General features: G+C 61.1%; 9 protein-coding genes. 6 read left to right on the forward strand and 3 right to left on the reverse strand.

Going from position 1 to position 13,889, the window contains the following annotated elements; translation table 11 throughout:
- Positions 1-44 precede the first annotated feature (44 nt).
- Positions 45-1,670 carry a methyl-accepting chemotaxis protein gene (locus CAG25_RS12135; protein WP_085611588.1) on the reverse strand — a complete coding sequence of 542 codons (1,626 nt, stop codon included), beginning with the start codon at positions 1,668-1,670 and terminating at the stop codon, positions 45-47.
- A 415-nt stretch (positions 1,671-2,085) separates the two neighbouring features.
- On the opposite strand from CAG25_RS12135, the gene aceK reads away from it, so the two are divergent.
- The 5 genes from aceK (at position 2,086) to CAG25_RS12160 (ending at position 10,237) form a co-directional block, all read left to right on the forward strand.
- Positions 2,086-3,807: a bifunctional isocitrate dehydrogenase kinase/phosphatase gene (aceK, locus tag CAG25_RS12140; RefSeq protein WP_011332949.1), complete on the forward strand. Its 1,722-nt coding sequence runs from the start codon at positions 2,086-2,088 to the stop codon at positions 3,805-3,807.
- Positions 3,808-3,942: 135 nt separating this feature from the next.
- The gene (gene hrpA, locus CAG25_RS12145; RefSeq protein WP_085611587.1) at positions 3,943-7,854 is read left to right on the forward strand and encodes an ATP-dependent RNA helicase HrpA; all 3,912 of its coding nucleotides are present in this window, start codon (positions 3,943-3,945) and stop codon (positions 7,852-7,854) included.
- Between the two features lie 284 nt (positions 7,855-8,138).
- Positions 8,139-9,260 (forward strand): beta-ketoacyl-ACP synthase III, encoded by a 1,122-nt coding sequence (locus CAG25_RS12150; RefSeq protein ID WP_064594196.1) that lies wholly within the window; start codon positions 8,139-8,141, stop codon positions 9,258-9,260.
- Between the two features lie 135 nt (positions 9,261-9,395).
- Positions 9,396-10,007, forward strand: a complete 612-nt coding sequence (locus tag CAG25_RS12155) for an RNA polymerase sigma factor (RefSeq protein ID WP_085611586.1) — start codon at positions 9,396-9,398, stop codon at positions 10,005-10,007.
- The gene (locus CAG25_RS12160; protein WP_085611585.1) at positions 10,001-10,237 is read left to right on the forward strand and encodes an anti-sigma factor; all 237 of its coding nucleotides are present in this window, start codon (positions 10,001-10,003) and stop codon (positions 10,235-10,237) included. Before CAG25_RS12155 ends, CAG25_RS12160 begins: the two co-directional genes overlap by 7 nt.
- 128 nt (positions 10,238-10,365) lie before the next feature.
- Here CAG25_RS12160 and CAG25_RS12165 read toward each other — a convergent pair whose 3' ends face one another.
- Positions 10,366-11,688: a putative porin gene (locus CAG25_RS12165; RefSeq protein ID WP_085611584.1), complete on the reverse strand. Its 1,323-nt coding sequence runs from the start codon at positions 11,686-11,688 to the stop codon at positions 10,366-10,368.
- A 283-nt stretch (positions 11,689-11,971) separates the two neighbouring features.
- On the opposite strand from CAG25_RS12165, the gene CAG25_RS12170 reads away from it, so the two are divergent.
- Positions 11,972-13,096 carry a GNAT family N-acetyltransferase gene (locus tag CAG25_RS12170; RefSeq protein ID WP_085611583.1) on the forward strand — a complete coding sequence of 375 codons (1,125 nt, stop codon included), beginning with the start codon at positions 11,972-11,974 and terminating at the stop codon, positions 13,094-13,096.
- Between the two features lie 15 nt (positions 13,097-13,111).
- Here the strand turns inward: CAG25_RS12170 and aqpZ are convergent, their stop codons facing one another.
- Positions 13,112-13,807 carry an aquaporin Z gene (aqpZ, locus tag CAG25_RS12175; RefSeq protein WP_085611582.1) on the reverse strand — a complete coding sequence of 232 codons (696 nt, stop codon included), beginning with the start codon at positions 13,805-13,807 and terminating at the stop codon, positions 13,112-13,114.
- Between the last annotated feature and the right edge of the window lie 82 nt (positions 13,808-13,889).

Raw genomic sequence — 13,889 nt, forward strand, 5'->3', positions numbered from 1 at the left:
GGCCCCGGCGATGGCAACCGCTAATCGGGCATTTAATTGTCTGATCAGATCACGAAGCGCGTGACCAGTGCGTTCAGGTCGACGGCCAGCCGTGACAGTTCCTGACTGGCGGCAGAGGTCTGGGTGGCACCTGCTGCGGTTTGTGTCGACAGATCACGGATGGTCACCAGGTTCTGATCGACCTCCCGAGCCACCAGCGCCTGTTGCTCGGCGGCGCTGGCGATTACCAGGTTGCGCTGGTTGATCTGCGAAATCGACGCGGTGATTTTCTCCAGTGCATGGCCGGCACTGTTGGCGCGACGCAGGGTATGGCTGGCCTGCTCGGCGCTGTTTTGCAAGGCGCCGACGGTGGCACTGGTGCCTTGCTGAATGCTGCTGATCATCAGCTCGATTTCTTCGGTGGAGTTCTGCGTGCGCTGGGCCAGCGAACGGACTTCATCGGCAACCACTGCAAACCCACGTCCGGCCTCGCCGGCTCGCGCGGCTTCAATCGCAGCGTTCAGGGCCAGCAGGTTGGTCTGCCCGGCGATGCCGCGAATCACCTCCAGCACCTTGCTGATGTCCTGGGCCTGGGTCGCAAGGCCCTCGGCCTGTTCGGACGCGCCCAGCACCGCGCTGACCAGTTCCTGAATCGAACTGATGGTCTCGCTGACCTGCACATGCCCGTGCTTGCTGTCCTCGTTCGAGGCTTCGGAGGCTTCGGCACTGGATACCGCATTGGCGGCGACTTCATCGACCGCCGTGCTCATCTCGGTGACCGCCGTGGCGGCCTGCTCGATCTGGTCATTTTGCTGCTGCAACCCGCGAGTACTTTGTTCCATCACCGAACTCATTTCCTCGGCAGCGGAGGCCAGTTGCTGGGCCGACTCGCTGATGCCGCGAATGGTCGAACGCAGATTGCCCTGCATCTGCGCCAGCGCCGTGAGCAATTGCGCCGCTTCATCACGACCCTCACTGTCGATGCGACCGCTGAGGTCTCCCGAGGCAATCTGCCGCGCCGCGTTCAGCGCCTGATTGATCGGCGTGATGATGCTGCGGGTCAGCAACCAGGCCAGCAACAACGTGGCAATCAGGGCGATGACGATGATCGCGGCGACGATCCACAGCGCCTGCTGGTACATCGCCGCCGCGGACTTGGCGGCGGCATCCGCGCCTTGCTGATTGAGGCTGATCATTTGCTCAAGGGTCTTGTCGAGCACCGTGCCCTGGGGCGCCAGTTCAGTGGTCAGGCGCGCGTAGGCTTGTTCGTTTTGTCCGGCATCGATCTGTTTGATGATCTGGTCGAGGATGCTCAGGTACTTGGCCGTGTCGGCGCTCAAACCTTCCAGCATCGCTCGCTCCTGGTCATTGGCGATCAGGGCCTTGTGGTCGTCGAGGCGCTTGAGCAATTCCTGACGTTGCGCCGTGAGAATGCCTTTGCTGCGTTCGCGAACGGCCATCTGGGTGCTGGTGATCAGGCGCAGGGATTCAAGACGGATGCTGGCGATATTCGCCGCTGCGTCATGGATGCTTTCGATGCTGGGCATCCACGATTCCTCGATCACCGCCGCGCTCTCGCGCAGGGTTTTCATCTGGCCCAGACCGAACAGGCCGACCACCACCAGCAGACTGGCCAGAACGGCAAAACACAAACTGGCGCGCAAACCTATGCGCAGATTCCGGATAGACATCAATGTGCTCCTTGGGGATTGGGGGAGAGGTCGTCCTCGTGGACCGAGGATCTTGTTGTAAGGCGGGTGATGGCGGGCTGTATATCAAAGTGCCACTATCTTGGTAAGGCCATTTTTAACCGGGATGGCACGCGATGGACGAGAAGGAACTAGCCGGGAAAAGCGCGGATTAGAGACGTCGCTACCGGGTTGGATCCGAAACCCAGAAGAAACGCGGGCTGGCGTTCAGCGATAGGGAGAAGCCGAAGGGACGTTTATTGACCGAACGGTCGATTAAAAAAACTTTGATAAAAACTGTGTCGTTGTACAACCCGCAAGAGGATTTGGCCGAAATTGCGCTTCTCCTGCGCCTGCTTCCGTGGCTAAGCTCAGGCCTTCGAGCACAGATTCTCCAATTCCCGCAGAGGTCTCATCTATGCCGCAGCAATGGCCAGCCACCGACATCGCCCGCCTGATCCTCGATGGCTTTGACGATTACCGCGAGCATTTCCGGCGGATCACCGACGGCGCCCGGGAGCGCTTCGAGCAGGCCCGCTGGCAGGACACGCAAACCGCGTCGGCGGCGCGGATCAACCTCTACGAAGAAAAGGTCGGTGAAACCGTCGCCCGTCTGCGCGAGTACTTCGAGCCGGACACCTTGATGGATGTCACCTGCTGGCCACTGGTGAAAAGCGCCTACATCAGCATCATCGACCTGCGCTTCGACGATGAGCTGTCCGAGACCTGGTACAACTCGATTTTCTGCAGCCTGTTCAGCCACGACCTGATCAGCGACGGCTGCATGTTCATCCACACCACGCGCCCGAGCCTGCGTCGGGCACGGGCCGCGCAAACCCGCACCTACAAGCCCCAAGGGCAGATCTCGGGCATGCTTGCGAGCATCTTTGCCGATTACCGCTTCAGCGAGGCCTACGCCGATTTGCCCGGCGACTTGCTGCGTCTGGAAGCGCAACTGCGCGAGAACCTGCCGGACTGGGTGTGCAAGGACCCGGAGCTGAGCGTCGAGCTGTTTTCCTCGGTGCTGTACCGCAACAAGGGCGCGTACCTGGTGGGGCGCATCTACACCAACGACGATCAGTGGCCGTTGGTGATTCCGTTGCTGCACCGCGAAGGGCGCGGGATTCAGATCGACGCATTGATCACCGACGAAGCGGAGGTGTCGATCATCTTCTCCTTCACCCGTTCGTATTTCATGGTGGATGTGCCGGTGCCGGCGGAGTTCATCGGTTTCCTCAAACGCATCCTGCCGGGCAAGCACATCGCCGAGCTGTACACCTCGATCGGTTTCTACAAGCACGGTAAATCGGAGTTCTACCGCGCCCTGATCAATCACCTGGCCAACACCGATGACCAGTTCATCATGGCGCCGGGCGTGCGCGGCATGGTCATGAGCGTGTTCACGCTGCCGGGCTTCAACACCGTGTTCAAGATCATCAAGGACCGTTTCTCCCCATCGAAAAACGTCGACCGCGCCACGGTGATCGAGAAGTACCGACTGGTGAAAAGCGTCGACCGCGTCGGGCGCATGGCCGATACCCAGGAATTCGCCGACTTTCGTTTTCCCCTGAGCAAATTCGAGCCGGCGTGCCTGGCGGAGCTGCTGGAAGTCGCGCCGTCCACGGTGTCGCTGGAAGGCGAAACCGTGCTGATCCGCCACTGCTGGACCGAGCGCCGAATGACGCCGCTTAATCTCTATCTGGATAACGCCAACGAAGCCCAGGTGCGCGAAGCGCTGGAGGATTACGGCCTGGCGATCAAGCAACTGGCGGCGGCCAACATCTTTCCCGGCGACATGCTGCTGAAGAACTTCGGCGTCACCCGCCATGGCCGGGTGGTGTTCTACGACTACGACGAGATCTGCTTTCTCACCGAAGCCAACTTCCGCCACATTCCGGCACCGCGTACGCCGGAGGACGAAATGGCCTCCGAACCGTGGTATTCGATCGGGCCACTGGATGTGTTTCCCGAGGAATTTCCGCCGTTCCTGTTTGCCGATGCAGCGCAGCGCAAGCTGTTCGATCAGTTGCATGGCGAGTTGTACAACGCCGATTACTGGAAGGGGCTACAGGAAGCGATTCGGGCGGGAAAAGTCATTGATGTCTTTCCGTATCGGCGCAAAGGCCTGGATAACGAATAAAGCAGCCGCAAGCAGCAAGCTACAAGCCTCAAGTCAAACGCCGCTTTCAACTTGCGGCTTGTAGCTTGCCGCTTGTAGCTGCTTTTCTGCGACAATCGCGTCCTTGCGCCACTAGACGACCGAATTGCGTACCCGATGACCGACGAATCGCCCTCCATCGACAAACTGCTGAAAAACCTCGATCACGCCATGCTCGCCGACCGCCACCGGCTGCGGCGGCAGTTGCTTGAGCTGCGCAAGAAACCCGACGAGGCCAAGCTGGCCCAGTGGGTGGTGCGCATGCAGACGTCCTGCGACCAGGTGCTGGCACGCAAGGCCAGCCTGCCGGTGATCCGTTACGACGACAGCCTGCCGATTGCAGCCAAGCGTGACGAAATCAAGAAGGCCCTGGAAAAGCATCAGGTGCTGATCATCGCCGGTGAAACCGGCTCGGGTAAAACCACTCAGCTGCCGAAAATCTGCCTGGAGATCGGTCGCGGCCAGCATGGCCTGATCGGACACACCCAGCCTCGGCGGATCGCGGCGCGCAGCGTGGCCAGCCGGGTTGCCGAAGAACTCGGTACACCGCTGGGCGCGCTGGTCGGTTATCAGGTGCGCTTCGAAGACCAAAGCGATTCGAACACCCTGATCAAACTGATGACCGACGGCATCCTGCTGGCGGAAACCCAGAACGACCGCTACCTCGAACGCTACGACACGATCATCGTCGACGAAGCCCACGAACGCAGCCTCAACATCGACTTCCTGCTCGGTTACCTGAAAACCCTGCTGCCGCGTCGTCCGGACCTGAAAGTCATCATTACCTCCGCGACCATCGATCTGGAGCGCTTCTCCAAACATTTCGACGATGCGCCGATTGTCGAAGTGTCCGGCCGCACCTTCCCGGTGGAAACCTGGTATCGCCCGCTGACGCTGGAGCAGGACGAAGAAGGCAACCGCGTCGAGGATGACCTGACCGTGGATCAGGCGATTCTCGCCACCCTCGACGAAATCGCCGCCTATGAGCGCAGCGAGCGCCGCAGTCCCGGTGATGTGCTGGTGTTCCTGCCCGGCGAGCGCGAGATTCGCGACGCCGCCGACATGCTGCGCAAGGCCCAGCTCAAACACACCGAAATCCTGCCGTTGTACGCGCGCCTGTCGCCGGCCGAGCAGCAGCGGATCTTTCAGTCCCATCCGGGGCGTCGTGTGGTGCTGGCGACCAACGTTGCGGAAACCTCGCTGACCGTGCCAGGAATCCGTTATGTGATCGACAGCGGCACCGCGCGCATCAGCCGCTACAGCTATCGCGCCAAGGTCCAGCGGCTGCCGATCGAAGCGATTTCCCAGGCCAGCGCCAACCAGCGTAAAGGTCGCTGCGGCCGGGTCGAGCCGGGTATCTGCGTGCGCCTGTACAGCGAAGAGGATTTCCTTGGTCGTCCGGAATTTACCGACCCGGAAATCCTGCGCACCAACCTCGCGGCGGTGATTTTGCAGATGCTCCATCTGCGCCTCGGTGAGATCACCGATTTCCCGTTCATCGAGCCGCCGGACGGCAAGGCGATCAGCGACGGTTTCAACCTGCTGCAAGAACTCTCGGCGGTGGATCGCAACAGTCAGTTGACCCCGCTCGGCCGTCAGCTGGCGCGTCTGCCGGTGGACCCGCGCATGGGCCGCATGCTGCTGGAAGCGGCGAAACTTGGCAGCTTGCAGGAGGTGCTGATCGTCGCCAGTGCCATGTCGATTCAGGATCCGCGCGAGCGTCCGCCGGAGCGTCAGCAGGCCGCTGACCAGGCCCACGCTCAGTGGAAGGACGCCGATTCGGACTTCGCCGGGCTGGTCAATCTGTGGCGCGGTTTTGAAGAGCAGCGCCAGGCGCTGACCGCCAGCCCGCTGCGCAACTGGTGCCGCAAGAATTTCCTCAACTACCTGCGCCTGCGCGAGTGGCGCGATTCCCACCGTCAGTTGAGCCTGATCTGCCGCGACTTGCAGCTGAGTCTGAACAAAGAGCCGGCGGATTATCCGAAATTGCACAAAGCGGTGCTGGTCGGCCTGCTCAGCCAGATTGGTCAGAAAACCGAGGACGGCGATTACCTTGGCGCCCGTCAGCGGCGGTTCTGGATTCACCCGTCATCGGGTATCGGCAAGAAACGCCCGCAGTGGGTGATGACCGCCGAACTGGTGGAAACCACCAAGCTCTACGCGCGGATGGTGGCGAAGATCGACGCCGACTGGATCGAACCGCTGGCCGGGCATCTGATCAAGAAGAACCACTTCGAACCGCACTGGGAGAAGAAGCGCGGCCAGGTCGTCGCGTTCGAACAGATCACTCTGTTTGGCCTGATCGTGGTCGGTCGCCGGCCGGTGCATTACGGCCCGGTGGATCCGGTGGTTTCGCGAGAGCTGTTTATCCGCGAAGGCCTGGTGCGCGGCGAGATTCAGTCCCGGGCCAAATGCCTGACTGCCAACAAGCAATTGCTCGAACAACTCGACGAACTGGAAGCCAAGGCTCGTCGTCGGGACATTCTGGCCGACGAGGAAACCCTCTACGCGTTCTACGACGCGCGTTTGCCGGCGGAGATTCACCAGACCGCGACGTTCGATAGCTGGTACCGCGTCAACAGCCAGAAAGATCCGCAACTGCTGATCATGCGCGAGGAGGACGTGCTGGCGCGCGAAGCCAGCGAAGTCACCGCCCAGCATTACCCGGACACGCTGCACATCGGCGATCTGGAACTGGCGCTGAGTTACCACTTCGAACCGAATCACCCGCGTGACGGCGTGACCCTGCGTGTGCCGGCGCCGCTGTTGCCGATGCTGCCACCGGAGCGTCTGGAATGGCTGGTGCCGGGACTGATCGAGGCCAAGTGCATCGCGCTGGTGCGCAACCTGCCCAAGGCTTTGCGAAAAAACTTCGTGCCGGTGCCGGATTTCATCAAGGCCGCGCTGCAACGCATGACCTTCGCCGAAGGCTCGTTGCCGCAAGCGCTGGGTCGCGAACTGCTGCGCATGACCGGTGCGCGGGTCAGCGATGAAGCCTGGGCCGAAGCGGCGCAGCAGGTTGAAAGCCACCTGCGGATGAACCTGGAAATCGTCGACGGCCAGGGCAAGTTCCTCGGCGAGGGCCGGGATCTGGCCGAGCTGACCGCACGTTTCGCCGAAGCCAGCCAGGCCGCACTGGCGGTGCCGCAAAGTGCGAAAAGCCAGCAACCGGTGGAGGCCAAGGTCTTTGCGCCGGTGGCGGAAAAGACCCAACAGAAGATCGCCGGGCTGTCGATGACGGTGTATCCGGCGCTGGTGGAAGAGGGCGGTACGGTCAAGGAAGGGCGATTTTCTACCCCGGCGGAAGCCGAATTCCAGCACCGCCGCGCCTTGCAACGTCTGCTGCTGCAGCAACTGGCCGAACCGGCGAAGTTCCTGCGCGGCAAGTTGCCGGGCCTGACCGAACTGGGCCTGCTGTACCGCGAACTGGGGCGGGTTGATGCGCTGGTCGAAGACATTCTGCTGGCCAGCCTCGACAGCTGCATTCTTGACGGTGAAGACCCGTTGCCCCGTGACGGCGCAGGGCTGGCGGCACTGGCCGAGCGCAAGCGCGGCAGCTGGACCGAGCACGCCGAACGGGTGGCACGCCTGACTCTGGAAATCCTCAAGCTCTGGCACGGTCTGCAAAAGCGCTTCAAGGGCAAGATCGACCTGGCTCAGGCGGTGGCGCTTAACGATATCAAGCAGCAGCTCAGTCATCTGGTGTATCCGGGCTTCGTCCGGGAAACGCCGATGCTCTGGCTCAAGGAGTTGCCGCGTTACCTGAAAGCGGTCGAGCAGCGTTTCGAGAAGCTGGGCGCGCAAGTGCAGAAGGATCGGGTCTGGAGCGGCGAGCTTGCCGGGCTCTGGACGCAATACCAGACCCGTGCCGCCAAACATGCCCAGGAAGGCAAGCGCGATCCGCAGCTCGAGCTGTATCGCTGGTGGCTGGAGGAGTACCGGGTTTCGCTGTTCGCCCAGCAGTTGGGGACGAAGGTGCCGATCTCCGACAAACGCCTCAACAAGCAGTGGACGCAGGTAGAACCCTAGCGAGTGCCTGATCGCTCCGTGGGAACGATCACAAATTCCCCTTGTGGGAGCAAGGTCGCTCCCACATTGGGAAGGTCGTGACGCTTGGGAAAGGCGCCAAAACCTCGGGTTTATGGCAAACTTCGCCACCATAAATGCCGTTTTCGCGTCCCAGAGCCTTTGCCGGGCCGCGTAACGGAATAAAGCGATGCCAGGTTTTTGCGTCCCTGATACGGGAATGGACCCTTTGCGTGTTGGCACGTCGGTGCCAGCACTTTCTGCCTGAACAGATTAGAGAAACGACCATGCATAACGTCGTCATCAGCGGCACCGGCCTGTACACTCCGGCCAACAGCATCTCCAACGAAGAGCTGGTGCAGTCTTTCAATACCTACGTCGCCCAGTTCAACGCGGACAACGCCGACGCCATCGCCAGCGGCGAAGTCCAGGCCCTGACCGAGTCCAGCGCCGCGTTCATCGAAAAAGCTTCCGGCATCAAGAGCCGCTTTGTCATGGACAAGGACGGCATCCTCGACCCTGCGCGCATGGCGCCACGGCTGCCGGAGCGTTCCAACGACGAATGGTCGGTACTCTGCCAGATGGCCATCGGCGCTGCCGAACAAGCTCTGCAACGTGCCGGCAAGACCGCCGCCGACATCGACGGCGTGATTGTCGCCTGCTCCAACCTGCAGCGCGCCTACCCGGCCATCGCCATCGAAGTCCAGGAAGCGCTGGGCATCCAGGGTTTCGGTTTCGACATGAACGTGGCCTGCTCGTCGGCGACCTTCGGCATCCAGCAAGCGGCCAACACCGTGCAACTGGGCCAGGCCCGGGCGATCCTGATGGTCAACCCGGAAGTCTGCACCGGTCACCTGAACTTCCGTGACCGCGACAGCCACTTCATCTTCGGTGACGCCGCCACGGCGGTGATCATCGAGCGCGCCGATCTGGCGACGTCGAAACACCAGTTCGATGTGGTCAGCACCAAACTGCTGACCAAGTTTTCCAACAACATCCGCAACAACTTCGGCTTCCTCAACCGCGCGGCGGAAGAGGGCATCGGCGCCCGCGACAAACTGTTCGTGCAGGAAGGCCGCAAGGTGTTCAAGGATGTCTGCCCGATGGTGGCCGAGCTGATCGGCGAGCATCTGGAAGAGAACAAGCTCAACGTCGGTGACGTGAAGCGCTTCTGGCTGCACCAGGCCAACCTGAGCATGAACCACCTGATCGTGCGCAAGCTGCTGGGCCGCGAGGCCACCGAAGAAGAAGCCCCGGTGATTCTCGACACCTACGCCAACACCAGCTCCGCCGGTTCCGTGATCGCGTTCCACAAATATCAGGACGATCTGGCGGCCGGTTCGCTGGCGGTGCTGAGTTCGTTCGGTGCCGGTTACTCGATTGGTAGCGTGATTCTGCGTAAACGCTAAGAGCGAGTTCATTTCCTCTTAATCGCGCTGACGTTTCCTACATCCGAATCGGCGCGAGCGCTGTAATTTTCGAAACTGGCGGCAGGAGAGATCCTGCCGCTATCATTTTCGGAGTCAGGAAAAGGGGATTGATGGATGGCGGTTGACGACACACAACTGCTCGAGCGGTTGTTGGCAGGCGAACAGAAAGCCTTCAAGGAACTGGTCAGCACCTATCAAAGCCCCATGCGCGCGGTCGCCTACGCGATTGTCGGCCAGCGCCATGTCGAGGAAGTGGTGCAGGACGCGTGGCTGTCGGTGGTGCGTAATATCGGCCGTTTCGAGGGGCGCTCCAGTCTCAAGACCTGGCTGCTGACCATCACCGCCAACTCGGCCAAGAGCCGCTACAAACTCAATCGTCGCGAAGTGTTGCTGGATGATCTGCCGTCCCCCCACGGCACCATCGACGACAATCGCTTCTCTCCCGGCGACGGTCACTGGCTGGTCGCACCGTTCGCCTGGCACCAGGACACGCCCGAAGCGTTGCTGACAGAAGGCGAGCTGCGTGAATGCCTGGAGCATACGTTGCTCAGTCTCTCCGAACTTCAGAGCAGTGTGCTCACGCTGCGCGAGCGTCAGGGTCTGGAGCTGGAGGACATCTGTAATCTTCTGGAGATCTCGCTCTCCAATGTCCGCGTGTTGCTGCACAGGGCACGCTTGAAGGTCTTCGCGACCGTGGAGCATTTTGAGGAGACGGGAGAATGTTGACCTGCAAGGAGCAAGTGGCGCGATCCAGCGATTATCTCGATGGCCAGTTGAGCTTTCGCGAGAAGTTGATGGTGCGTCATCACCTGATGTTCTGCCGCAATTGCCGGCGTTTCATTCGCCAGATGCGTTTGATGCAGGCGACATTGCGAGCGATGCCGCAAAAGCCTGAAGAGGGCGTGGACGCGTTGGCCGAGCAGCTGGCAGCGCTGCGGCGCAAGGATCGATCCTGAAATCACAGACTGGCGCGGCCGCAGCGAACGGATGATGGGGATCGCTGCGGCCGCGCCAGTCTGTTGAAGCCTCTTCAAACGATGGAACCGGATGTAAACCCATCGTTTGAAGTCTGTTGCCGGGTTGCTTAGAACTTCGCTTCCGCGTCCAGCTGCAGGGTGTTGGTGTCTGCATCACGCTGGGTACGGCTGGAGAAGTCGGCCTTGGTCAGGAAGTAAGTCGCACCAATGGCGAAGTTTTTGTCGATGTCGTAGCCGACCTTGAACTTGTGGCCACGGGAACCGGTGGTGCCGTTGGCGAAGTCCGAATCGGTGAAGGCGCCGACCACAGCGTTACGCTGCACGTCACGATAGTTGTAGTCGAGGTTCAGGCCGAAGACCTTCGACTTGGCACCTACCAGCCACGCGGTGTCCTGATCGGTCACTGCATCGTTGTTCTTCACGTACTGACCGTAGAACGACAGCGGCATTGGCAGGCCGCCGATGTCGACCTGGCTGAAGCCTTCGTACAGACGGAATTCGTTGTCGGCCGAGTTGCCGTTGACGGCCAGGGCGCACGGCGTGGAGGTGCCGGTGCAACGGCTGTCTTCGTCGTTCTGGTAGGCGTAGACGCTGCCGCCCAGGGTCAGTTTCAGGTTGTCGGTGATGGCGAAGCGGCTGCCCAATTGGCCGGCGGTCAGGCGCAGGTCGTGACGGAACTGCACGCCGTCGCCATCGACGTTGTCCTTGAGGTTGTAGTTACCCAGGCTGCCGAACAGTTCGACGCTGCTGCCCAATGGATACTTGTAGGTAACGGCCAGACCTTCCGGGTTGATGTCGCTGTCCCAGATCACGTCGCCCATGCTCACCCACGGTTGCAGCATCTTGCCGCCGATGATGTGCAGGTTCTTGATCTGGTCCGGGTGGTAGTCGATGTAGCCCAGGTCGAGCCAGATCTGCTTCTTGTCGAAGTAGTTGTCCTGGTCCTGGTTGGTCGAACGGGCGTCGTCGCCGCCGCCGGTGGCGATACGGATGCCGGTGTCGACTTGCGGGTTGATCTCGGTGTACGCACCCAGACGGGCACGGATGCGCTGGCGATCCTTGTCGCGGCCGCCGTTGTTCGGCTCGCCGTCGATCTTGATGGTTTCCTGACGGATACGCACGTCACCCTTGAACTGGGTCTTGGCGGCCCAGGCCAGTTTCTGGTCGAAACTGGTGAGCTCGTTGGTTTTCTTCGCGGTCGCCGCGATTTGCTCGTTGGTCTCTTGCTGCGCTTGTTGCGCGATCTGCTGGGCCTTCTGATCCTTGGCCAGTTCAGTTTGCAGTTCAACGTACTGCGCCTGGGAAATAGAACCGTTAGCCTTGAGCATGTCGAGCAGTTTGGCGTCGACTGCGGCACTGGCCGGAACACTCATGGCCAGCAACAGGCCACCGCACAGGGCCGCCGCAGTTTTCGTGGAAGCAAGACGCATAGCAATCTCCGAAGATGAAAAGGGGATGGCTGAACCATCCTGGGCACAACCGACGGTTTGACGGTCGGAAAACAGTGTCCGGGGTAGAACCCGGCGCTCTAAAAACAGGCGCCAGTATCGCGATGGTTTATGACAGAGCAGTGGCACGATGATGGCAGGTTGATGACGATACAAAACTGCCGTGAACTATTGATTTAGAGCGCTGTCGCGTAATCGGACGTGGGCAACGCCCCGCCGATCAGCGATACTCGCCGGGCGTTCACGCCCGAAAGTGGAGAGGAAAATGCCGCTGCAACGTCTGCATAAACTGTCGGAAATTCCAGCGTCCGACTGGGATGTTCTGGTCCCGCAAAACCAGCCGTTTCTGCGCCACGCCTTCCTGGCTTCGCTGGAGGACAGCGGCAGCGTCGGCCCGCACACCGGCTGGCAAGCGGAGCATTTGCTGCACGTCGAAGCGGGGCGCGTGATCGCCGCGTTGCCCGGTTATCGCAAGTGGCACTCCTACGGGGAATACGTGTTCGATCACGGCTGGGCCGATGCCTGCGCCCGGGCCGGCATCGATTACTACCCCAAGTTCCTCAGCGCCGTGCCGTTCAGCCCGGTCAGCGGCCCACGGTTGTTGGCAGCGAATGTCGAAGATGGATTTGAACTGCTCAAGAGCCTGCCGGGGTATCTGGAAATCGAAGAGCTCTCCAGTGCTCACATCAACTTCACCGACGCGTTTACCGATGCCGCGATGGCCGAGCAGCCGGGCTGGCTGCAACGCATCGGCTGTCAGTACCACTGGCAGAATCGCGGCTACCGCGACTTTCAGGACTTCCTCGACGTGCTCGCCTCACGCAAGCGCAAGCAGATGCGCAAGGAGCGCGAACAAGTGACGGGACAGGGCTTCGAGTTCGAATGGCTGGAAGGCCGCGAACTGGACGAGGCGCAGTGGGATTTCGTCTTTGCCTGTTACGCCAATACATACGCGGTGCGTCGGCAGGCGCCGTATCTGACCCGGGAATTCTTCAGCCTGCTGGCCGAGCGCATGCCGGAATCGATTCGCGTGGTACTGGCCCGGCAGGGCTCACGGCCGGTGGCGATGGCGTTCAGCCTGGTGGGCGGCGACAGCTTTTACGGGCGTTATTGGGGATGCCTGGCCGAGTTCGACCGGCTGCACTTCGAGACCTGTTTCTATCAGGGGATGGATTATGCGATTGCCCAGGGTTTTCAGCGCTTCGATGCCGGTGCCCAGGGCGAGCACAAACTGATTCGCGGCTTTGAACCGGTGATCACCCATTCCTGGCATTACCTGCGTCATCCCGGTTTGAAAGCCGCGGTCAAAGACTTCCTGCACCAGGAGCGCGCCGGTGTACTGGCTTATGCGGAAGAGGCGAGGAGCGCCTTGCCTTATCGGCAAGTCTGATCCTCGCCGACTCCCTCAGTTGTCTTCCTTGCCTAACCAGCGATAGATCACGCCACCAACCACCGCACCGAGCAGCGGCGCGACCCAGAACATCCACAACTGCGCGATGGCCCAGCCGCCGACCATCAGCGCCGGGCCGGTGCTGCGGGCGGGGTTGACCGAGGTGTTGGTCACCGGAATCGAGATCAGGTGGATCAGCGTCAGGGCCAGGCCAATGGCGATAGGTGCCAGTCCCGCCGGAGCGCGTTTGTCGGTGGCGCCGAGGATGATCACCACGAACATGGCGGTCATCACCAGCTCGGTGACGAAGCCGGCGGCCATCGAATATTTGCCCGGCGAGTGCTCGCCATAACCGTTGGAGGCCAGGCCGGCGGCGATGTCGAAGCCTTCCTTGCCGCTAGCGATGTGGTAGAGCAGTGCCGCTGCCAGAATCCCGCCGATCACCTGGGCGATGACGTAGGCAGGCAGTTCCTTGGCCGGGAACCGACCGCCGACGACCAGACCGACCGACACGGCCGGGTTGAGGTGACAGCCGCTGATGTGGCCTATGGCAAACGCCATCGTCAGCACCGTCAGACCAAACGCCAGGGCGACCCCCAGCACGCCGATTCCCAAGGGTGAAGACGCGGCAATTACGGCACTGCCGCAACCGCCCAACACTAACCAGAACGTACCCAACAACTCAGTGACTGAACGTTTGAACAGAGACATGAGAGTGTCCTTGATAGACGTACTATCGAGACTGGATCGAGTGGTGCTTCCTTGCAGATTTACGACAGGTTCCGTTCCGGAG

The organism is Pseudomonas sp. B16(2017), from assembly GCF_002113205.1.
Taxonomy (GTDB): Bacteria; Pseudomonadota; Gammaproteobacteria; order Pseudomonadales; family Pseudomonadaceae; genus Aquipseudomonas; species Aquipseudomonas pharyngis.

Bases quoted from the DNA above. Each gene is read 5' to 3' on its own strand.
- hrpA (WP_085611587.1), top strand. From the start codon at position 3,943: ATGACCGACGAATCGCCCTCCATCGACAAACTGCTGAAAAACCTCGAT.
- aqpZ (WP_085611582.1), bottom strand. From the start codon at position 13,807: ATGTCTCTGTTCAAACGTTCAGTCACTGAGTTGTTGGGTACGTTCTGG.
- CAG25_RS12135 (WP_085611588.1), bottom strand. From the start codon at position 1,670: ATGTCTATCCGGAATCTGCGCATAGGTTTGCGCGCCAGTTTGTGTTTT.
- CAG25_RS12165 (WP_085611584.1), bottom strand. From the start codon at position 11,688: ATGCGTCTTGCTTCCACGAAAACTGCGGCGGCCCTGTGCGGTGGCCTG.
- aceK (WP_011332949.1), top strand. From the start codon at position 2,086: ATGCCGCAGCAATGGCCAGCCACCGACATCGCCCGCCTGATCCTCGAT.
- CAG25_RS12155 (WP_085611586.1), top strand. From the start codon at position 9,396: ATGGCGGTTGACGACACACAACTGCTCGAGCGGTTGTTGGCAGGCGAA.
- CAG25_RS12170 (WP_085611583.1), top strand. From the start codon at position 11,972: ATGCCGCTGCAACGTCTGCATAAACTGTCGGAAATTCCAGCGTCCGAC.
- CAG25_RS12150 (WP_064594196.1), top strand. From the start codon at position 8,139: ATGCATAACGTCGTCATCAGCGGCACCGGCCTGTACACTCCGGCCAAC.
- CAG25_RS12160 (WP_085611585.1), top strand. From the start codon at position 10,001: ATGTTGACCTGCAAGGAGCAAGTGGCGCGATCCAGCGATTATCTCGAT.